Here is a 22,825-nt window from a genome sequence, read left to right on the forward strand (position 1 = left end):
ACGCGCAAATAAGCACAATAAAGCCTAACCGCGGCAGAATGCCTGCCAGAACCGATTAACAAAATTTGGGAAACGGACATGGGATTACTTGTCGACGGAGTCTGGCACGACAAATGGTATGACACCAAAAGCAACGGCGGAAAATTCAAACGCCAGGATTCAGCTTTTCGCAACTGGGTGTCTGCCGATCAGGATGCCGAGTTTCCGGCCGAAAAGGGCCGCTACCACCTGTATGTATCCTACGCCTGTCCCTGGGCCCATCGCACGCTGATCTTCCGTGCCCTTAAAGGACTGGAAGACATGATCAGTGTATCGGTTGTTCATTGGCACATGGGTGAGAACGGCTGGAAGTTTGACCGCGATGCGGGCCTTCCTGACCATCTCGAAGACCGTGACTTCATGCATCAGGTCTATACCGATGCGATGTCGGATTACACCGGTCGCGTCACCGTGCCGGTGCTTTGGGATAAGAAGACCAACAAGCTGGTCAGCAATGAGTCGGCTGAAATCATCCGCATGCTGAACAGCGCGTTTGACGATCTTGGCGCAACGGCGGTTGATTTCTATCCCGAAGATTTGCGCACCGAAATCGATGCAGTGAACGAGCGGGTTTATCACGATGTGAATAACGGTGTTTACAAGTCCGGCTTTGCCACCACGCAATCCGCCTATGAAGAAGCCGTCACCACGCTGTTTGATGCGCTGGACTGGCTTGAGGAACGCCTTTCAAAGCAACGCTACCTTGTTGGCAACCAGCTTACCGAAGCCGACTGGCGGCTGTTCACGACCTTGTTGCGCTTTGATCCGGTCTATCATGGCCATTTCAAATGCAATCTGCGCAAGCTGAATGAATATCCCAATCTTTGGGCCTATACCCGCGATCTGTATCAGCACCCGGGGATCAAAGAGACGGTCTTTATGAACCATATCAAGGGCCACTATTACGAAAGCCACCCGACGATCAATCCGTCCGGCGTGGTGCCATTGGGCCCGGTCTTGGACCTTGATGAACCGCATGACCGGGATCGGCTTTCTTAAGACGTTGCCGCGGCAAATCGCATATCATTAATGATCAAAAACTTGGCAGGTTCCTTGAGAACAGAATAGCCTGTTCTCAAGGAACCCATGCCATTTTGTGCTTACGAGATGCAGGTCTATATGCCCAAGCCGCAAAACATTTACGACGATCCCGATTTCTATAAGGGATACGAAGAGCTTCGCAAGTCGGGAACCGCACTGAACGACGTACTTGAGCAACCTGCAATTCGTAGCTTGCTTCCTCAATCACTCGAAGGTTTGCACCTGCTTGATATTGGATGCGGTTTTGGCGATTTTGCGCGCTTTGCCAGGTCAAAAGGTGCCACATCGGTTATTGGAATTGATCCGTCAAAGAATATGATCACTGCCGCACGCGAGAAGACTGACGACAATGCAGTAACCTATCTCAATGCTGCAATTGAGACGTTCGAACCTCAGGTCACAGACAAATTTGACTGCATAATCTCTTCGTTGGCGCTGCATTATGTACAAAACTACGAAGATATTCTGGTTAAGCTCGCTTCATGGCTTCCTGCCACAGGCAGGCTTGTGTTTTCGGTCGAACATCCTATCTGCACTGCGCTTGCCGCACAAAAGTGGGCTTTGGATGCCGATGGAAATAAGCTGCACTGGCCTCTGGATAATTATCGCGATGAGGGCCCTCGCGAAACGAGCTGGTTCATTGACGGCGTCATCAAATATCACAGAACCGTCGAAAGCTATGTAAATGGGTTACTAGACGCAGGGTTTAACCTTCTACGTCTTCTCGAGCCTGAACCCCAAGAGTATGGACACGATGAACGCTGGGATAATCATCGCCGACGTCCGCCATTCCTCGTGCTTGCAGCTGAAAAGCGGTAACGTTTCCGAAGAAACCAAGCCTATCAGTCGACAATAAAAAACCCCGCAGGATCGCTGCGGGGTTTTCAGTTTCCGGAAACCGGAAAAAATCAGTTCAGACGACCTTTGAGTTCCGCGATCGCGCTATCAACCAACTCGTCTGCCTTTGCACCAGAAACCTTGTCACTGACAAGGGCCATGGTTGCCTTGGCTGCGATTTCGGCAACATGTGCACGAACTTCGGCGATAGCCTGGCTTTCGAGGTTGGAGATACGGTCCAGAGCTTGCTGTTCACGACGTTTGAGCGCCGCTTTCAGTTCTGCCTGGGCGTTCTCGAGCATACGGTCGGCTTCCACCTTGGCATGCGCACGGATTTCGTCAGCTTCCTTAAGCGCTTCACGCTGTTTGGCCTGATAATTGGCCAGAAGCTCCTGGGCTTCTTCGCGAAGACGCTGTGCTTCGTCCAGTTCGTCGGAAATCTTCTGTGCACGTTTATCAAGTGCGGCAGAGATCCCTTTGACGGCTTTGAAACCGCCAAAACCGACGACCAGCACGAAAGAAAGCGTGGTCCAGGTGTATGGATCGGTAAGGAAAGTAACCTCTTGGGTTGCCATTGTCTTACTCTCCTACGATTGCCGAAACAGCCTTGTCGGCAGTTTTGGCCTGAACCTTGACACCGATAAGTTTGTCGGTTGCTTCACGGGCAATTTCCGATGCTGCTTCTGCAACACCCGTCATTGCATCCGCTTTGGCGTCCGCAATTGCCTTCTCGGCATCAGATGTCTTTTTAGACAGCTTCTTGACCATAGCTTCGGTTTTCTTGGCTTGCTCTGCAGCAGCCTTTTCCGATGCTTCGCGAATGTCAGCCTGAGCGGCTTCACGAGCTTCTGCCAAAGCAGCCTCGTATTTCGCGATGGCGGCATCGGTTTCGTCTTTCAACGCCCGAGCCTTGCCAAGGTTGTCTTCGATGGTTTTTTGACGGCGTTCAAGAACTTCACCAACCTTCGGCAGCGCAATTCTCGACATCAGGAAATACAAGATGGCGAAAATAACGAACAGCCAGAAGATCTGTTCCGAGAACGTCGCAATATCAAACTGCGGCATAGCCTACTCCCGAATTCAACGACGCCGGCGAGGGAGTGCCTCGCCGGGCCGTGTATTCGCGCAAAAGGCGCCGATTAGCCGAACAGAACGATCAGCGCAACGACGAGTGCGAACAGTGCAATAGCTTCGGTAACAGCAAAGCCGATCCAGCCATACAGTTCAACGTCGCCTTTTGCAGCCGGGTTACGGCCAACAGTCGCAATCAGGCTCGACCAGATGTTACCAACACCGATACCGGCACCAATCATGCCAATAGCAGCCAGGCCAGCACCGATCATCTTAGCAGCATCGAGTTCCATAACTTCACCCTTTCGAATTTCTTAAAGGCAATCAGAAGAGATCACACCAAACCACACACATCAGTGCATGTGGATTGCATCATGGAGATAGATGCAGGTGAGAATTGTGTAGACGTAAGCCTGAAGCGCAGCAATGCCGAACTCCAGAACAGTAATCCCCGTCAGCAAAGCAAAGGGAAGCACGCCGAGAATGCCAATCAGGCCAACGAACCCACCGATAACTTTCAGCATGATGTGGCCGACGGTCATGTTCGCAAACAGTCGGATCGCCAGGCTGAACGGACGAGAGAAATAGGAGATGATTTCGATCGGGATCAGAATGATCGCAGTCGCAATCGGCGCACCTTCAGGGAAGAACATCCGAAGGTAATGCGTACCATGACGCATGAAGCCGATGACCGTCACACCGAGGAAGATCACCAGAGCCATCGCAAAGGTAACAGCGATGTGGCTCGTAAAGGTAAAGCTGTGCGGGATCATGCCAAGCAGGTTCCCGAACAGAACAAACATAAACAGCGTAAAGACGAACGGGAAATATTTGCGACCTGCGCTTCCCACGTTGTCCTTGAGCATATTGGCGACGAATTCGTACATCACCTCGGCAGATCCCTGCCAGCGGCCCGGAACCAGCGCGCCGCGACGCATCGAAAGCGTCATGAAGCCCGTTACGAGAACGGCTGCGATCACCATCCAAAGTGCGGAGTTGGTGAAGGAAATATCAATGCCGGCAACCGAAAGTTCGGCCAAGGGCTTGATTTCAAACTGCTCTAGCGGTCCAGCCACCGTAATCCTCGCTCAATATTATCAGGGTTCGGATTTGTCCCCGTTCCCCTGCTTGCGCTCCCCCATCGCACGACCAAGTCCGACAGCACTGTCAAAACCCTTGGCAACGCGATAAGCGTTCAAACCTCCGGCACCTGCTCCGAGAAAAACAAACAGAACAAGCAGCCAAGGTGTCGTATCAAGCACCCGATCCAGCGCCCAGCCAATCAGCAAGCCGACAAGAACCGCAGCGATCATTTCCGCCGAAATCCTCATGCCAAGCGCCATCCCTTGAGATGGTTTGCCGGTCGCCCGGTTCGGGCTGTGCAGTTCCTCTCGCTTGCCTGCTACGGCTGCCAGTTTGCTCTCAAGCTCTGCTAATGAAGCGCGATCTTTATCATCGCTCATTGTCGTGAACCCCGCTTTGGCAGCCCTGCAAACGTCGCAAGGAAATGCGCGGGCAACATACTTAGCACCCCATGGGCTGTCAAGCTGTAAAACCCCGTCTCCCCGGACCTTTGAAAACCGAAATAATAATAATTATTTCAGTCACTTAACCCCTTAAATGTGAAGGAAAACACTTTTAGAGTTAGGCAATAGTCGCAGTCAAAAGAATTGACAGTGATCTGCGCCACTGGCCCGCAACCGGCGGTTTTCCTTGGTTCCTGCCAGTTTTATACCCTTTGAGACCACAGATGACAAATTTGGTGTTTTTCAGCCAGCCCCGGCAATTTGCCAAAATCAGGAGCGTTTTTGCCCAAAACCATGAAATATCGGTGGATTAAAGACAGCGAGCATTCCCGATTCACCAGCGATGAGCAAACGACGCTTGCAGTGGCGCTCCCCCCGTAAACCAATCAGATCTTGCGCACGCTAAGTGTTCTCTCGCCGTCGGTTTTTTGCCAGCCGCCAGGCTTCGATGACAGCATCCAATCGAACTTGTGAAACAGCGCCCACACAGCCCCCAGCGTATTAATCGCAATCGAGTTCATATCAATCGGCTGGGTATCAAGAATTTCATCGCGCAGAATGGCGACAAGTTCTGCGACCGTCTTCTTGCCATCAAAGACCGCCAGCAAGCGGGCCAGATCCGGTCCACCGGTCAGGTCAACCGCATTGCCACTGCCGTCTTCGATCAGAACAGGTTGTCCGGCGAGCGCCACCAGATCATCAAAGAAGGTCTTGTTGGGCGGGACGAAGAAGTAAGGTGCCAGTTCTGCGTCGGGCAGCATTTCGGCAGTTTGGCTCTTGTCTTCACGGGTCAGGTAGAATGCATGCAGCGGCATCGCGCCACTGAACCGTTCGCAAAAGGCCTGCTGATCGCGAAGCGGCTTGGCCACCAATTCGCGCAGAATGGCCGGATCACGCACCAGATTGTCGATCTTGTAATGGGCCTTGCCGGTTCCACCAAACCCGAAGAAGCCGGTAAAGGCCGCAACATGAAGGCCCGCGGAAGAGGCGAAATCATACACGCCGTGGACGTCATATGCGCATTCAACGGGATGAAGCAGCAAATCAACAATTTCAGGATCGTTTTCGAGCAACCCTTTGATGAAGCCCGGGCCACCGCCCATTTTAAGCAGCATGTTGTCTTCGGGCAGGGCCGATAGCAATGTTCGCGTCATCGCCAACTGTTGCTGCAAGTCTTTGCCTTCCAGCAATGGCTCGATCATTTTGCGCCACTCGGTCACGGCAAGGCGGCCATGTTCGCCATACACCATGATGCCCATCGCACCGTCGGCCTTAAGCACCGACGTCAAATCGCGAAGGCCTTCTTCCGGGTCTTCAAGATGGTGCAAGACACCGGCACAATTGATGTAATCAAACGGCTCGGGCTTCGATCTGGCAAATTCAGAGATGGTCTGATTGACGTAGGTGACGTTTGAAAGACCGCGTGCCTCTGCCCGGGCGCGGGCGACCTTGGTGCTGGCCGCAGATGGTTCAAGATAGGTGACCGATCCACCGACATCGCGCAACTGTTCCGCCAGCCAGATCATCGAATCCCCGGTGCCGCCACCGGCAACCAGCGCACGGAAGGTGGCATCAAATTCCTTTGTCCCGCCAAAGCAGTAATGATTGACCCGTGACAAGGTATCGATCGGCGGCATTAACAGGCGGTCTTTTTCCTGCCCTGGATCGCGCAACGGATAGGGAAACTGTTCGTAAAGCTCGCGCACTTTCTGGGACATTCGGCCTTCACCATCATTGAGTTTCAATGATGTGTAACATCGTGTGCCCTATCAGTTTATTAATGGATTGCTTAATAAGCGGCACGGATTAGCTGGTGAAGTCGAGCTCGGTCTGTTCTTTCTTTGAATAGACTTCAGCCTGATGCAGGTCGACCGAGACCAGGGACGAAACACCGCGCTCGGCCATGGTCACCCCAAACAGACGGTTCATGCGGGCCATGGTCATACGGTGGTGGGTGATGACCAGGAAGCGGGTATTGGCATGGCGGCCAATGGCCTCCAACAGTTTACAGAACCGGTCAACGTTGGCGTCATCAAGCGGGGCGTCAACCTCGTCAAGGACGCAGATCGGGGCCGGATTGGTCAGGAAGACCGCAAACAGCAAGGCCACGGCCGTAAGTGCCTGCTCACCACCCGAAAGCAATGACAGATGCTGAAGCTTTTTGCCCGGCGGGGATGCCATGATCTCAAGCCCGGCTTCAAGCGGATCATCCGCATCGGTCAGCATCAGATGCGCACCGCCGCCCCCAAACAGGCGGACAAACAGTTGCTGGAAGTGCTTGTCCACCTCGTCAAAGGCCGCTTTCAAACGGGCACGGGCTTCGCGGTTGAGCTGATTGATGCCATTGCGCAGTTTTTCAATGGCAGCAATCAAATCATCGCGTTCAGACACCATGGTGTCTTTCTGTTCCTGCATCTCGGCCAGTTCGACCTCGGCACGCAGGTTAACCGCCCCGAGATTTTCGCGTTCGCGGGTCTGGCGTTGCAGACGGGCTTCGATGTCGCCTTCGCTTGGCAGGTCCTTGGTCAGGTCAATCTTGCCAAGCTCAACCAACTGATCCGGCGTCGCATTGACACGTTCGCGGATACGTTCGATTAGATCGCGGCGATGCTGTTCGGCTTGCTCAAGCAGCGCTTCACAGCGCACGCGACCTTCGCGGGCCTCGGCCAGTTTCTGTTCGGCTTCGCGCAGGTTGATATCGGCTTCGCGCTGGGCATTTTCGGCGCGCTGCAATTCATCAGCCGCATCTTTACGGGTCTGATCGGAAAGTTCGATCCGGTCAGAAAGAATGGCACGGCGTTCTTCGATCTCTTCGGGCTTGAGTTCAAGCTCCTCGATCTCCATGCGCGCTTCTTCCTGGCGCTCACGCAATTCGGCAACCCGTTCACCGGCACCTGACGCACGTTCGTTCCAGGTGGCAATTTCGTTTTCAACGAATTCAAGGCGCTTGCGCCGGCCCGACATGGTGCTTTGCATGCGTTCAAGCTGACTGCGGGCTTCCATATGGTCGGCACGCGCATCGGCCAGATTGGCGCGCTTTTCGATCAGCTCAGCCTTGATTTCCATCAGGCCCTCGCTGCTTTCCTCTGGCAGGGCGGCGAGTTCTTCCTGTTCGGCAATCAGTTCATCGAGGTCCTGCTTGGCGCGTTTTTCGGCCTCTTCGGCGTTCTGAAGGCGGCTTTCAATCGCGCTGGCATCGCGTTTGATATTGGCGATTTCTTCGCGTGCAGATGACGCCGCGTTTTCGGCATCGCGCACCGCACGGTGTGCTTCCTGTTCGGCCGTACGGGCCGCCTCGATTTCTTCATCAAGGCGTTCGACATTTTCGCTGGCGATTTCGGCCCGCTCGCTTGCGGTTTCGACAACCGCATCGGCTTCTTCAAGTTCGCCGCGCAATTCATCAAGTCGGTTACGCTGGCGCAGACGGACCGCAGCGGGCAATTCCGCCCCGGCCAGAATACGATAGCCATCCCAACGCCAAAGCGCCCCGTCGCGCGACACAAGGCGCTGACCAACCTTTAGGTTTTTGGCAAGGAAGTTACCGGTTGCTTCGTCTTCCACAATGCCGATCTGCCACAGACGCCGGTTCAAAAGTGCGGGTGCCTCGACATATTTGGCAAGGGCCGTTACCCCGTCCGGCAGGGCCGGGTCATCAGTCGCCGGATCAATGGCGGCCCAATGCATTGCGGCATCGGTTGCATCCGGGGCATCAAGGTCCTCACCAAGGGCAGCAGCCATGGCAAGTTCAAAGCCGCTTTGAACCGTGATGCTTTCGATCACACCGGGATATTTATCATCGTCACCGCCGCGCAGCAGGCTTTCAAGTGCATCGATCTCGGCGGTCAGGCGTGCCTTGCGGCTTTCGGCATCACGCAGGGCATCGCGTGCATCGCCTTCGGCGGTTTTCAGACCATCTTCGCGGTCACGCATTTCGGCCAAGCGCATCTCGGCCTCTTCGACGGCCATTTTGCGCTGTTCGACCAGTTCCTCGCACTCTTCAAGATGCATGCTTGCTTCTTCAAGCGCCTCGGAAAAGTCGGCCTCAATCCGGATATCATCAAGCTTGGCAACCGCCTCGTCATGGCGTTCGGTCAGGCGCGCACGGCGGGCATTCAGTTCGCTCAGACGCTGCTGCACCGATTTGAGGCGTGCCTCTTCCTCGGCGACCTTGTTGGTCATTTGATCAACATCGGCTTCCAGTTCTTCGACGCGAAGCGCCTTTTCGGATGCCATTTCGCGGGCTTCATCAAGGGCGTCATCTTCGCCGCCTTGGGCCTCGCGGAGTTCTTCACGCTCGTTCTTGAGCTTTTCAAGCGCGCCTTGCGCATCACTTGCCAGTTCGGCCTCACGCGCAAGGTCGGCATCGATTTGCTGAATACGCGCACGCAATTGGCCCATCTGGGTTTCGATCTGGGCCTTGTCCTTATCAAGGCCTTCGCGCTCGATCAGAAGACGCTGCAGGGCGGCGGCGGCCTCGGCCTCTTTTTTGCGAAGATCGGGCAGGCTTGCGGCCACATGGGCCTGAACCGTGGTCGCCTCGGTCACCGATGAGGTCAGATCACGCACAGCACTTTCGCCCGCGACCAGCAATTCACGTGCATCTTCCTGGCGTTTTTGGGCCTCGGACCAGCGGATGTGGAACAACAATGCCTCGGTCTCGCGGACACTTTCGGAAAGCTTGCGATACCGTTCGGCCTGTCTTGCCTGCTTTTGCAGCGATGCAATCTGGCCATCAAGCTGCAACAGAACGTCTTCAAGACGTTCCATATTCTGTTCTGCGTTCTTTAGGCGCAATTCCGCCTCGTGGCGGCGGGAATGCAGGCCGGTAATACCGGCGGCCTCTTCAAGGATCAGGCGTCTCTGGATCGGTTTGGCCCCGATCAGTGCACCAATTTTACCCTGGGAAACCATGGCATTTGACCGTGCACCGGTTGCGGCATCGGCAAACAGCAATTGCACGTCACGCGCACGCACATCCTTGCCATTGACGCGATAGTTCGACCCACCGCCACGTTCGATGCGGCGGGTGACTTCAAGCATGTCAAAGTCGTTGAACATCGCGGGCGCCTTGCGCTCGCTATTATCAAGGGTGACGGATACTTCGGCGACGTTGCGCGCCGGACGCGACGATGTGCCGCCAAAAATCACGTCGGACATGTCCGAACCACGCATCTGCTTGGCCGATGTTTCCCCCATCACCCAACGCAGTGCTTCGACAAGATTGGATTTGCCACAACCGTTCGGGCCGACAACACCGGTCAGCCCGTCTTCAACCAATAAATCTGTTGAATCGACGAAGGATTTGAACCCCGTCAGCTTTAGCGATTTAAACTGGACCAATCATGTCCCCCGGTCCGACCCTGTCCCTTGTTGCCGGACACCACACATGCGGTGTCCGGCAGAATTGTTTTATTTAGTCGATAAGGTCTTCGACTTTTTCGATAAAGAATTCCGCGTCACGCGAACCGGCAATGGTATCGCCATCAAGAACGAAGCTTGGCGTGGAATTAACGTTGAATTCCTGTTCGCCGCGCATGCGTGAGCCGACGATACCATCAATCAATTCCTGATCGGCCATGCAGGCATCAACCGCATCACCGGTCATGCCGGCAAAGCGGACCACTTCCTTGATGCTGGCAATCGGGTCCTGCGAACGTGCCCAGGTCATCTGGGATTTGAACAGCATGCCAAGCACACCGAAATAACGATCCTCGCCCGCGCACTGTGCGATTGCGGCCGCACGCAGCGCAACACCATCCAGCGGATAGTCGCGGAAGATCAGTTTCAGTTTGCCGGTATCAATCAGCTTTTCCTTGATCTCAGGCAGAACCTCGGTGTGGAAGGACGCACAATGCGGGCAGGTCAAAGATGCATATTCAATCATCGTGACCGGCGCATTTTCGTCGCCCAGCACATGTTCTTTCCATTCAACTGCCTGTGCCTGTTGGGTGCTTGCGACCCCAACCATCATCAAAAACGCACAAGCAAGAAACTTAACTGCCTTTAGCAAGGAAACCTCCGTTAAAACAAAGTTTTGTGATTACAAGCCTGTTGCAGCGCGCGAGTCAACACACCCCCGAAAACGGCTATGCCACCAACGAGTCGCCAAAGTGGTGCGCAATTGCGGCAACTCCGTGATCGTTCATTTCATGAAACTGATTCGATTATCGACGACGCGCAAGACAACAGATCGTGACCGCAGGGCAAGTTATCAAATGCCCAGGGTTACGGTCGTTCGGGCGTTATTTTTTGCCTGTTTTCGGGCGCAAACCGCCGCTTGCACCGGCGATGTGACGACCAAGGCGGGTCAGAACTTCGCGAAGATGCGGATCTTCGATCTTTTCGAGGTCGGCCTGACTGGTCGGGCTGATGTCGGCTTCGGGCACCTCGGTCGGGCGGTGAACGGTACGTTCGGGCCGTGAAATATCGCCCTGAAGCATCGTGATCTTGTTGATTGCACGATAGCCAAAATAACTGTTCACCCGTTCGATGATCTGCGGCATGCGGTGTTGCAGCTCAAGGGCTACCGGCCCGACAACCCGGATCAGCAATGTACCACCGGCCATGCTTTCCTTGGGCGGCGGGCTGTATTTCAGCGGCATGGTGTATTGTTCAAGATCACGTCCGACGATCTCGGCCCAATGCAGGATGATTTCCGTTTGGAAAAAGCCGCGCTTGCGCACCAGCGGCCGGGTCAGGTTGCCAACAAGGGGTGCAACATTACGCAGGCCCATCCGACGTTCCGAGCTGCCTAGCGGGACAAAGCCCTGCTTCTTTTTGGGCGCAACCGATTTGGATGCCTGATCCATCACCGAGCCACTTTTCGTACCAACACTATCTTTTTTCTTGCTCACGCCCGCTTCTTTCGTAGGGTCTGCATACCTTCGGACCAAAACTCTGCGTCCGCAAAACAACATAACACGGGATCGACGTGCATTTCACCCATCAGGATACCCAACGCCTAGCAGCAAGCATGCTGGAATGGTACGACCGCCATCACCGCACCCTGCCCTGGCGATCAGAACCCGGCGATACGCCAGATCCCTATCATGTCTGGCTCAGCGAAATCATGCTGCAACAAACCACCGTGCAAACGGTGGGGCCCTATTTTGCTGCCTTCTTGAAACGCTGGCCAACGGTGACCGATCTTGCCAATGCCGAACTTGATGATGTTTTGCATGCCTGGCAGGGGCTGGGATATTACGCGCGTGCCCGCAACCTGCATAAATGCGCCAAAGTCGTCGCATCGGAATATGACGGCGTTTTTCCCGATACCGAGGAAGGGTTGCTGAAACTGCCGGGCATCGGCCCCTATACCGCCTGCGCAGTTGCCGCCATTGCCTTTAACCGCCATGCAAGCCCGGTGGATGGCAATATCGAACGGGTGATTTCACGCCTGTTTGCGCTGGAAACGCCGTTGCCCGACGTCAAACCGGAAATCAAGGAAAAGTCGGCTGCCCTAACCCCATCCGACCGCCCGGGCGATTATGCTCAGGCATTGATGGATCTGGGGGCGACGGTCTGCACACCGCGCAATCCCGCGTGCGGCATTTGCCCATGGCAAGCCGATTGTGAAGGCCGCAAATCAGGCATCGCGCCCGACCTTCCCAAGAAACGCAAAAAGGAACCCAAACCAACCCGGGTTGGCTATGCGTTTTGGATCCGGCGCGAAGATGATGGCCGCATTCTGGTGCGTCGCCGCCCGGAAAAGGGATTGCTGGGCGGTTTGTATGAAGTGCCCGGTAGTGACTGGCGCGCGATTGAGGCGCCCGATGATGTGATGTTGTCCGAGGCACCGGTTTCCGCCAACTGGTCGGAACTTGACGGTACGGTTGGACACACCTTCACTCATTTTCATCTCAATGTCAGCGTGCTGGCCGCGACCCTACCCTCTAGTGAGGCCGATAAACTTGACGGCAGCTGGACAACCATTGACGGGCTTTCGGACTTTGCCCTGCCGACTGTAATGAAAAAGATCGTCCGTCATGCCCTGAAATACGGGCCCGCCTGAAGTAAATAGCTGTGCCGAATGAAAGCACCGCAATTAAAAAGGCCCGTGTTCGGAACCACGGGCCTTTTGTTTTTTGAACTTCGCGCGGCGCGATCAGGCGTAAATATCGATCACCTGTCCACGGCCCTCTGTCGGGGTCGGGGCTGCCTGCTGCGACGTTTCGGTTTCTGCTGCTTGCTCGATCCGCTGTGTCGGCGGTGAATTCAGGTCGTTGTTACCCGTTTCAGCAATTGGCGCGGCTGCCTGCTGAATTTGTACCGGGTTGGGTGCGTATGCTGCACCCCCTACTGCACCTGCTTGCATATTCTTCTCCATCTATCCTTGCGGATAAGTTTGATGATCGGAATATAACAAGAATTTTGCGCAAAAGCAAAACCGGCGGGTTTTGCAACCACGCCGGTTCTTTTGGGCATCAAGGATTTAGCCGGAGTTTTGCGGCTTGGATCAGGCAGGGACCTGACCCATTTCCTTACGCAGCTGACTGCGAAGATTGTCGATCGAAACCAGTCGGCCATCGCACTTGTAATGCCAATAAGTCCAACCATTACAAGCCTGTGCGCCCTGAACGTGGGCACCGATCTGATGGATCGAACCGGCATTGTCCTTGTGACTGATCGAGCCGTCAGCACGCACCATGGCGGCCACATTGCCCCGGTTGTCATAGATCTTGTCACCCGGCGAAAGCAGGCCACGTTCGATCACCGCACCAAACGGGATACGCGGCAGGGAACGCTTCGACTCGGTCAGCTCAAGGCTGTCGCCATCCAGCATCTGAACCTTGGAAATACGCTCACGCGCGGCTTCGGCATAGCTTTCTTCGCGTTCCAGACCGATGAAGTGACGACCCAAACGACGTGCGGCTGCACCGGTGGTACCGGTGCCAAAGAACGGATCAAGCACCACATCACCCTGACGGGTGGTCGCCATCAGAACACGCTGTAAAAGCGCTTCGGGCTTCTGGGTCGGATGGACCTTTTTACCCTTGTCATCCTTAAGACGTTCCGAGCCAGAGCAGATCGGCATCAACCAGTCAGAGCGCATCTGCAGGCCTTCATTAAGCTGCTTCATCGCTTCGTAGTTAAAGGTGATGGCCTTTTGCTCTTCGCTTTTGGAGCACCACAAAAGGGTCTCGTGCGCGTTGCAGAAACGCTTGCCGCGGAAGTTCGGCATCGGGTTGGTTTTGCGCCAGACGATATCGTTGAGGATCCAATACCCGATATCCTGGAGCATATTACCAACACGATAAATGTTGTGATACGAACCGATCACCCAGATCGCACCGGTGTCCTTAAGCACGCGGCGCGCCGCCGTCAGCCAGTCACGCGTGAACTCGTCATAGTGACGGAAGCTGTCGAACTGATCCCAATGATCGTCAACAGCGTCGACCTTGGAATTGTTCGGGCGCAGAAGATCGCCGCCAAGCTGAAGGTTATAGGGCGGATCGGCAAAAATCAGATCGACTGATTTTTCCGGCAGGCTGTTCATCAGCTCGATGCAATCGCCAACCATCACCTGATCAAGTGGTAAAGATGTCTTTTTTGTCATGATGCCTTCTAGGTTCCCCCTTGAAATCTTGATGAAAGCATCAACCGAAATAGTTAATGAAAGAGTTAACCGACTCCGAAATTTTTCAAGGATTCGCATTGTGTTAGAAAGTGCGTCACCTGTTTAGACAATCTTAACCGCTATGCCCGAAAAACCGGAAGATTTTGCCCCTGCTACCGCATGGTCACAAATGCGGTTGATACAGCTAGGACTCGGGTATCGGGCCTGCGCGAAACAGCACCAATCGGCACCGGGATATCCACCGATCACCTTTTGGCTGCGCAGAAACCCGCCAATTGCACGCGTTAATTCACCCCAAACCCCGTGCATTCCCAAATACTTACACCAAAGAGTGGAAAACTGACCATTTGGACAGAAGGTGCTTTGCCTCTTTTGTGATCGCGTATACAATCTGCCCACAATCTATGCAAAAGGTTGAGTTTCGCATAACGGCAATAAATCCGCAGGGGGACAAAAATGAAGTCTGGTACTTTCCGCCTATCGCGTCGTGCCATGCTGTCGGCCATCGCTGGCGCAGCCGCCGTCGTATCGTTCGGCTTTGGTGCACCGGCCGAGGCCGCCGATCCGCTCAAGGTTTCGGCAATCTACACTGTTCCGGTCGAACAGCAGTGGGTATCGCGCATTCACAAGGCGCTTAATGCCGCCGAAGCACGCGGCGACATTTCCTATGAGTTTTCCGAAAACGTCGCCAACACCGACTATGAGCGCGTCATGCGCGAATATGCCGAAAACGGTTCCGACCTGATCGTTGGTGAAGTATTCGGTGTTGAGCGTGCTGCGCGCAAAGTTGCGGCCGACTATCCGGAAACCGCGTTCCTGATGGGGTCAAGCTTTGCACCGGACGGGGAAAACTTCTCGGTCTTTGATAACTTCATCCACGAGCCGAGCTACCTTGTCGGCATGGCGGCTGGTAAGGCGACCGAAACCAACAAGATCGGCATGGTTGGCGGTTTTGCAATCCCGGAAGTGAACCGTTTGATGCATGCCTTCATGGCTGGTGCGAAATCGGTCAATCCGGATGTCGAGTTCATGGTGACCTTCATCAACAGCTGGTATGACCCGCCCAAGGCAAAAGAAGCAGCCTTTGCCATGATCGATAGCGGTGCGGACATAATGTATGCCGAACGCTTTGGCGTTTCCGATGCCGCCAAGGAACGCGGCATTCTGGCCGTTGGCAACGTGATCGACACCGCGGCTGATTATCCGGGCACCATTCTGGGTTCCGCACTTTGGCACATGGAAGCCACCATTGACCACGCGATCGAGGCGGTCAAAGCCGGTGAATTCAAGGCCGAAGATTACGGCAAGTTCAGCTACATGGAATATGGCGGCGGTTCTGTCGTTCTCGATCCGGCACTGCTGCCGGACGGCACGGTTGAAGAAGTCGAAGCCAAACAGGCTGAAATCCTTGATGGGTCCTTCACGGTCGACGTAAACGACGAAGAACCGAAATCATCAATGTAAGATTTCGCTGAAATCACTGGGCAGTTCGGTTAAACAATCGAACTGCCCTTTGTCATTTACGACATGATACCCACCACAAAGCCGCCCACTGCCCCACAGCGTGACGCATAAAAACAAAACGGATTACCCGAATGTCATCTGCTGCGCACAAATCCTCTGAAACGTCGCAAGACCTGCTGCTGTCGCTGGCAGGTGTCACCAAAAGATTTGGCCCACTCGTTGCCAATAACGCCATCGACCTGACCGTTCACAAGGGCGAAATCGTCGCCCTGCTTGGTGAAAACGGTGCAGGTAAAACCACATTAATGAACATCCTGTTCGGTCACTATGTCGCAGACGAGGGCACCGTTACGGTTGCTGGTCGCGATGGTAACCTTGAGCAGCTTGAACCGGGCGCCCCGCAGGCAGCCCTTGATGCCGGGATCGGCATGGTTCACCAGCATTTCACATTGGCCGAAAACCTGACCGGTCTTGATAACATCGTCCTTGGGACCGAACCGATTTTCAGGCTCCGTCGTGATCGCAGCACAGCGCGTGCAAAGCTTGGTGAACTGATGGCCGGATCGGGCTTGAATGTCGATCTGGATCAGCCGGTGCACAAATTGACCGTCGGCGAAAAGCAACGCGTTGAAATCCTCAAGGCGCTTTATCGCAATGCGCGGCTTTTGGTTCTTGATGAACCTACCGCGGTTCTGACACCGCAAGAAGCCGACAGCCTGTTTGCCATCCTGCGCAAACTTGCCGCAACCGGCCTTGCGGTGATCATCATCGCCCACAAGCTGGCCGAGGTTCTTGCCGTATCGCACCGGATTGCGGTGCTGCGCGGCGGGGCCAAGGTTGGCGAAATGAAAACCAGCGATGCGAACCACAAATCCATCGCCGAACTGATGGTCGGTCGCGAAGTCCCGGTCAGCCGCCGCACACCGCGCGCGCCGGGAAAACCGGTTATCACCCTTGCCGATGTGACCATTGATCGCGGAGATTCCCGCCGGTCCCTGCATGGGGTGAATGTTACCGCCCGGGAAGGCGAAATTCTTGGCATCGCCGGGGTATCGGGCAATGGACAGGCGGCGCTGGCGCAACTGATCGCCGGGCTTGATAAACCCGATAGCGGCACAGTCGAAATATTTGGCGAAAAAGTCACCAAGTTTGACGCCCACACCTTCGCGCAGAACGGCATCGCACGCATCCCCGAAGACCGCCATCACGATGGCATGGTCGGATCAATGACGGTGGCCGAAAATATTGCGATTGAGGATGTCCGAAGCCCGGAATACCAAAAACTAGGCTTCCTTGATTTCGACGCCATCCGCAAACGTGCGGAACATGCGATTGCCGATTATGATGTGCGCTGCCCGGGTCCTGATGCCCCGGCGCGCCTTTTGTCAGGTGGGAACATACAGAAACTGATCCTTGCGCGTGTTCTGGAAAAGTCGCCCAAGCTGATCCTTGCCAATCAGCCGTCACGTGGCCTTGATGTCGGTGCGCAGTCCGAAGTCCATCGTCGATTGCTTGAAGCCCGTCAGGGCGGAGCCGCAGTGATCCTGATTTCCGAAGACCTTGATGAACTTCTGACCATTTCCGATCAGATCGCGGTGATCCATGCCGGGCATATTACGCCCGCCATGCCAACCGACAGTATTGATCGCTCCGAGCTTGGCCTGATGATGGCCGGACAAAAAACAGCCCAGCATGCCCCCGATGGCACGACGACCACCAATCCGGGAGAAACGGCATGATCCGCTTTGAACCCCGCAGCAATCCCGGCCCGTTTCTTGTCTATGGTGTGCCGATTCTGGCCGCAACCATCGCCATACTTCTGGCCGCCATTCCACTTGCCCTTGCCGGTGCACCGATTATTCAGGCCTATGGCCTTATGATCAGCGGTGCGTTCGGTTCGGTATTTTCAACCTCTGAAATGCTGACCCGCGCAACCCCGCTGATCCTCACCGGACTTGCGGCCGCCATCGCATTTCGGGCCAAGCTTTGGAACATCGGCGCTGAAGGCCAGCTTTACATGGGGGCCATGGCCGCCGTTGCCGTCGGTTCGGGTGTGATTGACGGGCCAAGCTGGGTGATGATCCCGGTCGTGATTATTGCTGGCATGGCTGCTGGTGCGCTGATGCTGATTGGCCCGACGCTTTTGAAAACCCGCCTTGGTGTGGACGAGGTCGTCACCACCCTTCTTTTGAACTTCATCGTGTTGCTGTTCGTGCAGATGATGCTTGAAGGGGCGCTTAAAGACCCGATGTCGATGGGCTGGCCGCAGTCTGAACCGATCATTGATAGTGCAGCTTTTCCGGCCCTTCTTGACCGCATGCGGGTGCATATCGGGCTTCTCATCGCACTGGTTTCGGCCGTCGCACTGGCGATTTTCGTCAAACGCACGGTTTGGGGTTTTGAAATTCGTGCGGTTGGGGAAAATGCCGCTGCTGCCAGATTTTCCGGCATTTCGGTGACCAAAACCATGATCCTTGTCGCCGCCCTATCAGGCGGTCTGGCAGGACTTGCCGGTGTATCGGAAGTGGCTGGAACGCGCGGGTACCTCGCAACTGACCTTTCGCCTGGTTATGGCTATGCCGGGATCGTGGTGGCCATGCTGGCCCGTCTGTCGCCCATTGGGGTGATTGCGTCGGCGCTTTTTGTTGCATCGGTCTTTGTCGGGGCAGATTCCATGAGCCGTGCGATTGGCGTTTCAAGCTATCTCGCAGACCTGATCGTTGCCATGGCGTTGCTGTGCGTTTTGATCGGCGGGTTCCTGACCCGGTTTAGGGTTCACTTTGATCGCAAATCGGCGCAAGGCTGAGGGGAAAGACCATGGAAATCATTGATATTCTTCTTGCCGCCAGCTTCTGGGAAGCCGCCATTCGCATTGCGACCCCGTTGATCTTTGGCGTGTTGGGTGCCTTGATTTGCGAACGCGCCGGTGTGCTTAACCTTGGGATCGAGGGCATCTTTACCGCCGGTGCCATGGCGGGCTGGATGGCCGTGTGGCTGGGTGCCGGGCTTTGGGGTGGTGTGCTGGTTGCCGCCCTTGCCGGGGGCTTCTTTGGCCTGATCCATGCGATCCTGACCGTGCCACTGGGGCTAAGCCAGCATGTGTCAGGCATCGGGGTGACGTTGCTTGCGACCAGTCTGTCATATTTCACCTATCGCACGGCATTGCCCGATGTTTCGTCCCCGCCGCGGATCGAACCGTTCCGTCCGCTTGATATACCGTTCCTGTCCGACCTACCCTTCATCGGTCAGGCGCTGTTTTCGCAAACGGCCATGACAATGCTCGCCCTTGTTCTGGTGTTTGTCACCGGCTGGGTTTTGTATCGCACACCGCTTGGTCTTGCGATCCGTGCGGTTGGCGACAACCCGTCCTCGGTCGAGGCACAGGGACTTTCGGTTTATGGCCTTCGCATTGGGGCGGTCGTTGTCGGTTCATCGCTGATGGCATTGGGCGGGGCGTTTCTGACCATGTCGGCCTTTGATGCGTTCTTCTTCGGCATGATCAATGGCCGTGGCTGGGTCTGTATTGCGCTGACCGTATTTGCCAGCTGGCGACCGGGTAAGGCATTGATCGGTGCGTTGCTTTTTGGCGCGTTTGATGCGTTTCAGGTACGCCTGCAGACCGAGGTCGGCGCATTCCTGCCATCGCAGGTTTTCCTGATGATGCCCTATATCCTGTCGATCATTGCGCTTATTGTTGTCGCCCGCAAAGCCGATTACCCCAAGGCACTTCTTGTGCCATGGTTCAAGGGCCAGCGTTAAGCACTGCACCCCAACTATGACTGCCACCACCAGACCAAGGATGACATCATGCAACCCGATCTGATCCTGAAAAACGCCAATATCGCCAACGGCCCAACCGGTGTCGATATCGCGTGTCAGAACGGCAAGATCATCGAGATTGCCGAACATATCGATGTGCCCTCGGTCGAGGTACTTGATTGTGGTGGCATGCTGGTCAGCCCGCCCTTTGTCGACAGCCATTTCCATATGGATGCGACATTGTCACTTGGTCTGCCGCGCATGAATGAGTCGGGCACGTTGCTTGAGGGCATCGCGTTGTGGGGGGAACTTAAACCGCTTCTGACCCCCGAAGCGGTGATTGAGCGCGCGCTTAAATATTGCGATCTGGCCGTATCAAAGGGTCTGCTTGCCATCCGCACCCATGTCGATGTTTGCGATGACCGGTTGCTGGCGGTTGATGCCTTGCTGGAAGTCAAGAAACAGGTCGCACCCTATATCGATCTGCAACTGGTCGCCTTCCCGCAGGATGGTTATTTGCGCAGCCCGACCGCCAAGGAAAACACCATCCGCGCCCTTGATAAGGGTGTCGATGTTGTGGGCGGCATTCCGCATTTCGAACGCACCATGGCCGATGGTGCACAAAGCATCAAAGAACTTTGCGAAATGGCGGCGGACCGTGGGCTTATGGTCGATATGCATTGCGATGAATCTGATGATCCGCTGTCGCGTCATATCGAAATGCTGACCTATGAAACCCAGCGTTTGGGGCTTCAGGGCCGGGTGGCCGGCTCACACCTGACATCCATGCACTCGATGGATAATTATTACGTTTCAAAGCTGATCGCCCTGATGGTCGAGGCAGAAGTTTCCGCCATTGCCAACCCGCTGATCAACATCACGCTTCAGGGCCGTCATGATACCTATCCGAAGCGTCGCGGCATGACCCGTGTGCCGGAATTGCGCAAGGCCGGGCTTACTGTTGCATTCGGTCATGATTGCGTGATGGATCCCTGGTATTCGATGGGTTCTGGCGACATGCTTGAAGTTGCATCGATGGGGCTACATGTCGCACAGATGACGTCGCGCGATGATATCCGCGCCTGCTTTGACGCCGTCACCACAGAACCGGCCAAGATCATGGATCTTGAAGGATACGGTATTGAAGTTGGCAACAATGCCGATTTCGTCATCCTGCAGGCCCGCGACACGATTGAGGCCATCCGCATGCGCGCCAACCGCCTGTTCGTTATCCGCCGGGGCAAGATCATCGCCGAAACGCCAATGGCGCAGACACGCCTGCATCTATCCGACCGCCCGGATCATGTACGCGAACACGAATACGCGCCGGGACAATGAAATATGACGTATGATCAAGTGATCTGATTGCTTTTTGCAGTCGGATAAAAGACACCGCCAACCAAAAACGGACGTCCCGATGTTTTACGAGCCCGGAAAAACCGCCCACAACCTTCCACATGATCCGTTCAAGGCCTGTGTGGCGCCGCGTCCGATTGGCTGGGTATCGACACTCGATAAAGAAGGCCGGGCCAACCTTGCGCCTTATTCCTTTTTCAATGCGGTGCATGGCAATCCGCCGATGGTAATGTTTTCGTCGGGCGGGTCGGTCGACAGTTTGCGCAATGCGCGCGATACCGGCGAGTTCGTTGTTGGCGTTGCGCCGAAGGCGATGCTGAAAGAACTTAATTTTTCCTCCGCCCCGTTGCCGCCGGGCGAAGATGAGTTTGAATATGCCGGGCTGGAAAAGCTGCCGGCTAAATGCGTCAAACCGCACTTGATCAAGGGCGTGCCGATCCATATGGAATGCGAAGTGTTCCAGATTGTCGATCTGCCAAGCGCCAATCCGGATCGCCCGTGCGCAATGGTGATTGGAACCGTTGTGGGCCTGCATATTGATGATGACATCATTCGCGATGGTATGGTTGATATTACCCTGTTTGAACCGCTCGCGCGGCTTGGCTATCAGGAATATGCCAGCGTTTCGGAAACCTTCACGGTCCGGCGCGAGGATTTCTGGAAGTAGTACATTCCAAACCTGGCCAAGCGTCTGATTTGTTTCATCAAAGCGACGCTCAAGTGCAAACAAACTGTCACACAGAACCCTTAATGTGAACAGGAACACAGTTCGCCCGAACATTGCGGGCTTGAGCTTAGGTGTTTTTGTGAAATTTTTCGGGGAATTCCCAGTGATGAAACGGACGTTTGCAGCCGGTCTTTTCGGTGTTACCGCCATGCTGATGGCGGGTTCTGCCATGGCAGCCGAGGCCAAGGTTTTTGAAACCAAGAGCGCGATCAACAACCTTTCAACCGTCATGGTTGATGGCGGCAAGGCACGCGCGCTTACCGTCGGCTTTGGTTCCGGCGCATACCGCCGCCCAGGCGATCCGGCCAACATGTTCTATGCCGTTTCTGACCGTGGCCCGAACTTTGTCTGTGGCGATGTTGAAGCCGTCCTTGGTGTTTCGGCCGATCAGGTTTGCAAGGGCCAGAAAGTCCGCGTTTATCCGACCCCAGATTATTCGCCCTCGATCTACACCATCTTCCTGAATGATGATGGCAGCTTTGACGTCAAGGACGTCATTACGCTGAAAGATCAAAATGGTGTGCCGTTGACCGGCCTGACCAACAAGTTGACAGTGGCGAAAACCGAAAAGCCGGTCGATGCCAATGGCAATCCGCTTGAACAGTCGGTGTCCTCGATCGATGCCGAGGGCATTGTTCGTCTATCTGACGGGTCCTACTGGATTGGTGAAGAAAACGGTCCGTCAATCCTGCATGTGGCAGCGGATGGCACCGTTATCGAACGCATCGTTCCGGCTGGTTCGGAAAAGGATTTCGAAGGTTCGGCTTATAAAGTCACCGGTGGCCTTCCGGCCATTCTGGTCAAACGTCAGACCAACCGCGGCATTGAATCCATGGCGGTATCACCGGATGAAACCAAGCTTTACTTCATGGTTCAGAATCCGCTGGCCAACCCAAATGCCGATGCCTACAAGGCGGCCAAGAACACGCGCCTGTTCGTTTATGATCGCGCCGCGTCAAAACTGAGCGGCGAATATGTCTATCAGCTGGATGACCCGCAGAGCTTCCGCAACGATCCGTCCAAGAAACAGAACGCACCGCGTATTTCCGAAGTTCTCGCCCTGGGCAATGACCGTCTTCTGGTGCTTGAACGCACTGACAAGACCACGAAGCTGCATGAAGTCGAACTTAAAGGTGCGACCAACATCCTTGCCACCCGCTGGGATGACATGTCGACCAGCCCGACTTTGGAACAGCAAAACGATCTTGGCAGCATCAATCTTACCGCGGTTTCAAAGACGCTTCGTTTTGACAGCGCCGACTACCCGGAAGCCCCGAACAAGCTTGAAGGCCTTGCCATCATGGGCGACGGTGCACTTGCGATGATCAACGACAATGACTTTGGCATCAAGGGCGATCTGACCAAGGTTATCCTGATCGACGGTCTGGTTCAGGCTGACAAATTCTGATCTGTCGTCTTACTTCTCGA

General features: G+C 55.1%; 21 protein-coding genes. 10 read left to right on the forward strand and 11 right to left on the reverse strand.

What is annotated here, in order from left to right:
* Window positions 1-78 precede the first annotated feature (78 nt).
* On the forward strand, window positions 79-1,038 hold the full coding sequence (locus tag TH4_RS10965) for a glutathione S-transferase family protein (RefSeq protein WP_064781142.1): 960 nt from the start codon (window positions 79-81) through the stop codon (window positions 1,036-1,038).
* A gap of 87 nt (window positions 1,039-1,125) precedes the next feature.
* Window positions 1,126-1,899 carry a class I SAM-dependent methyltransferase gene (locus tag TH4_RS10970; protein ID WP_157097739.1) on the forward strand — a complete coding sequence of 258 codons (774 nt, stop codon included), beginning with the start codon at window positions 1,126-1,128 and terminating at the stop codon, window positions 1,897-1,899.
* 89 nt (window positions 1,900-1,988) lie between these two features.
* Here TH4_RS10970 and TH4_RS10975 read toward each other — a convergent pair whose 3' ends face one another.
* The 9 genes from TH4_RS10975 to TH4_RS11015 all read right to left on the reverse strand — a co-directional run bounded on the left by TH4_RS10975 (window position 1,989) and on the right by TH4_RS11015 (window position 11,368).
* Entirely contained in the window at window positions 1,989-2,492 is a 504-nt protein-coding gene (locus TH4_RS10975; protein WP_064781144.1) for a F0F1 ATP synthase subunit B family protein, read from the reverse strand.
* A 4-nt stretch (window positions 2,493-2,496) separates the two neighbouring features.
* A complete protein-coding gene (locus TH4_RS10980; protein ID WP_008889877.1) occupies window positions 2,497-2,982 on the reverse strand; it encodes a F0F1 ATP synthase subunit B family protein in 486 nt (161 codons plus the stop codon).
* A 74-nt stretch (window positions 2,983-3,056) separates the two neighbouring features.
* Window positions 3,057-3,281, reverse strand: coding sequence for an ATP synthase subunit C family protein (locus TH4_RS10985; RefSeq protein ID WP_007089066.1), 225 nt, complete (start codon window positions 3,279-3,281; stop codon window positions 3,057-3,059).
* 60 nt (window positions 3,282-3,341) lie between these two features.
* Entirely contained in the window at window positions 3,342-4,064 is a 723-nt protein-coding gene (locus TH4_RS10990; RefSeq protein WP_008889876.1) for a F0F1 ATP synthase subunit A, read from the reverse strand.
* 21 nt (window positions 4,065-4,085) lie between these two features.
* The gene (locus tag TH4_RS20465) at window positions 4,086-4,451 is read right to left on the reverse strand and encodes an AtpZ/AtpI family protein (RefSeq protein WP_040823076.1); all 366 of its coding nucleotides are present in this window, start codon (window positions 4,449-4,451) and stop codon (window positions 4,086-4,088) included.
* 449 nt (window positions 4,452-4,900) lie between these two features.
* Window positions 4,901-6,232 (reverse strand): class I SAM-dependent methyltransferase, encoded by a 1,332-nt coding sequence (locus TH4_RS11000; protein WP_064781145.1) that lies wholly within the window; start codon window positions 6,230-6,232, stop codon window positions 4,901-4,903.
* Window positions 6,233-6,320: 88 nt separating this feature from the next.
* Window positions 6,321-9,854 carry a chromosome segregation protein SMC gene (gene smc / locus TH4_RS11005; RefSeq protein WP_064781146.1) on the reverse strand — a complete coding sequence of 1,178 codons (3,534 nt, stop codon included), beginning with the start codon at window positions 9,852-9,854 and terminating at the stop codon, window positions 6,321-6,323.
* 73 nt (window positions 9,855-9,927) lie between these two features.
* The gene (locus TH4_RS11010) at window positions 9,928-10,524 is read right to left on the reverse strand and encodes a DsbA family protein (protein ID WP_063089149.1); all 597 of its coding nucleotides are present in this window, start codon (window positions 10,522-10,524) and stop codon (window positions 9,928-9,930) included.
* 232 nt (window positions 10,525-10,756) lie between these two features.
* Window positions 10,757-11,368, reverse strand: a complete 612-nt coding sequence (locus tag TH4_RS11015; RefSeq protein ID WP_063089150.1) for a DUF721 domain-containing protein — start codon at window positions 11,366-11,368, stop codon at window positions 10,757-10,759.
* Window positions 11,369-11,445: 77 nt separating this feature from the next.
* Between TH4_RS11015 and mutY the strand changes: the two genes are divergently transcribed.
* Window positions 11,446-12,525, forward strand: coding sequence for an A/G-specific adenine glycosylase (mutY, locus tag TH4_RS11020; protein ID WP_083997063.1), 1,080 nt, complete (start codon window positions 11,446-11,448; stop codon window positions 12,523-12,525).
* 93 nt (window positions 12,526-12,618) lie between these two features.
* On the opposite strand, the gene TH4_RS11025 is transcribed toward mutY, so the two are convergent.
* Entirely contained in the window at window positions 12,619-12,828 is a 210-nt protein-coding gene (locus TH4_RS11025) for a hypothetical protein (RefSeq protein WP_232308412.1), read from the reverse strand.
* 141 nt (window positions 12,829-12,969) lie between these two features.
* Complete coding sequence (locus TH4_RS11030) at window positions 12,970-14,070, reverse strand: site-specific DNA-methyltransferase (protein WP_063089153.1); 1,101 nt, start codon at window positions 14,068-14,070, stop codon at window positions 12,970-12,972.
* A gap of 477 nt (window positions 14,071-14,547) precedes the next feature.
* Here TH4_RS11030 and TH4_RS11035 point away from each other — a divergent pair, with 477 nt between their 5' ends.
* From TH4_RS11035 to TH4_RS11065, 7 genes are all read left to right on the forward strand, one after another.
* Window positions 14,548-15,555 (forward strand): BMP family protein, encoded by a 1,008-nt coding sequence (locus TH4_RS11035; protein WP_064781148.1) that lies wholly within the window; start codon window positions 14,548-14,550, stop codon window positions 15,553-15,555.
* A gap of 131 nt (window positions 15,556-15,686) precedes the next feature.
* Window positions 15,687-17,294: an ABC transporter ATP-binding protein gene (locus TH4_RS11040; protein ID WP_083997064.1), complete on the forward strand. Its 1,608-nt coding sequence runs from the start codon at window positions 15,687-15,689 to the stop codon at window positions 17,292-17,294.
* On the forward strand, window positions 17,291-18,361 hold the full coding sequence (locus TH4_RS11045; protein ID WP_064781149.1) for an ABC transporter permease: 1,071 nt from the start codon (window positions 17,291-17,293) through the stop codon (window positions 18,359-18,361). Before TH4_RS11040 ends, TH4_RS11045 begins: the two co-directional genes overlap by 4 nt.
* 11 nt (window positions 18,362-18,372) lie before the next feature.
* Window positions 18,373-19,314, forward strand: coding sequence for an ABC transporter permease (locus TH4_RS11050; protein ID WP_062955907.1), 942 nt, complete (start codon window positions 18,373-18,375; stop codon window positions 19,312-19,314).
* 48 nt (window positions 19,315-19,362) lie between these two features.
* The gene (locus TH4_RS11055) at window positions 19,363-20,652 is read left to right on the forward strand and encodes an amidohydrolase family protein (protein ID WP_064781150.1); all 1,290 of its coding nucleotides are present in this window, start codon (window positions 19,363-19,365) and stop codon (window positions 20,650-20,652) included.
* Window positions 20,653-20,731: 79 nt separating this feature from the next.
* Complete coding sequence (locus TH4_RS11060; protein ID WP_064781151.1) at window positions 20,732-21,337, forward strand: flavin reductase family protein; 606 nt, start codon at window positions 20,732-20,734, stop codon at window positions 21,335-21,337.
* Window positions 21,338-21,503: 166 nt separating this feature from the next.
* Window positions 21,504-22,805 (forward strand): esterase-like activity of phytase family protein, encoded by a 1,302-nt coding sequence (locus TH4_RS11065; RefSeq protein WP_064781152.1) that lies wholly within the window; start codon window positions 21,504-21,506, stop codon window positions 22,803-22,805.
* The last annotated feature ends 20 nt before the right edge of the window (window positions 22,806-22,825 follow it).

This window comes from Thalassospira tepidiphila MCCC 1A03514 (assembly GCF_001662875.1).
Lineage (GTDB): Bacteria > Pseudomonadota > Alphaproteobacteria > Rhodospirillales > Thalassospiraceae > Thalassospira > Thalassospira tepidiphila.

What these genes read in the sequence shown, in the direction of transcription:
- TH4_RS11045 (WP_064781149.1), top strand. Translation starts at nt 17,291, where the DNA reads ATGATCCGCTTTGAACCCCGCAGCAATCCCGGCCCGTTTCTTGTCTAT.
- TH4_RS11035 (WP_064781148.1), top strand. Translation starts at nt 14,548, where the DNA reads ATGAAGTCTGGTACTTTCCGCCTATCGCGTCGTGCCATGCTGTCGGCC.
- TH4_RS10985 (WP_007089066.1), bottom strand. Translation starts at nt 3,281, where the DNA reads ATGGAACTCGATGCTGCTAAGATGATCGGTGCTGGCCTGGCTGCTATT.
- TH4_RS20465 (WP_040823076.1), bottom strand. Translation starts at nt 4,451, where the DNA reads ATGAGCGATGATAAAGATCGCGCTTCATTAGCAGAGCTTGAGAGCAAA.
- TH4_RS10970 (WP_157097739.1), top strand. Translation starts at nt 1,126, where the DNA reads ATGCCATTTTGTGCTTACGAGATGCAGGTCTATATGCCCAAGCCGCAA.
- TH4_RS11000 (WP_064781145.1), bottom strand. Translation starts at nt 6,232, where the DNA reads ATGTCCCAGAAAGTGCGCGAGCTTTACGAACAGTTTCCCTATCCGTTG.
- TH4_RS11040 (WP_083997064.1), top strand. Translation starts at nt 15,687, where the DNA reads ATGTCATCTGCTGCGCACAAATCCTCTGAAACGTCGCAAGACCTGCTG.
- TH4_RS10975 (WP_064781144.1), bottom strand. Translation starts at nt 2,492, where the DNA reads ATGGCAACCCAAGAGGTTACTTTCCTTACCGATCCATACACCTGGACC.
- TH4_RS11025 (WP_232308412.1), bottom strand. Translation starts at nt 12,828, where the DNA reads ATGCAAGCAGGTGCAGTAGGGGGTGCAGCATACGCACCCAACCCGGTA.
- TH4_RS10980 (WP_008889877.1), bottom strand. Translation starts at nt 2,982, where the DNA reads ATGCCGCAGTTTGATATTGCGACGTTCTCGGAACAGATCTTCTGGCTG.
- TH4_RS10965 (WP_064781142.1), top strand. Translation starts at nt 79, where the DNA reads ATGGGATTACTTGTCGACGGAGTCTGGCACGACAAATGGTATGACACC.
- TH4_RS11055 (WP_064781150.1), top strand. Translation starts at nt 19,363, where the DNA reads ATGCAACCCGATCTGATCCTGAAAAACGCCAATATCGCCAACGGCCCA.
- TH4_RS11050 (WP_062955907.1), top strand. Translation starts at nt 18,373, where the DNA reads ATGGAAATCATTGATATTCTTCTTGCCGCCAGCTTCTGGGAAGCCGCC.
- TH4_RS11030 (WP_063089153.1), bottom strand. Translation starts at nt 14,070, where the DNA reads ATGACAAAAAAGACATCTTTACCACTTGATCAGGTGATGGTTGGCGAT.
- TH4_RS11060 (WP_064781151.1), top strand. Translation starts at nt 20,732, where the DNA reads ATGTTTTACGAGCCCGGAAAAACCGCCCACAACCTTCCACATGATCCG.
- TH4_RS11065 (WP_064781152.1), top strand. Translation starts at nt 21,504, where the DNA reads ATGAAACGGACGTTTGCAGCCGGTCTTTTCGGTGTTACCGCCATGCTG.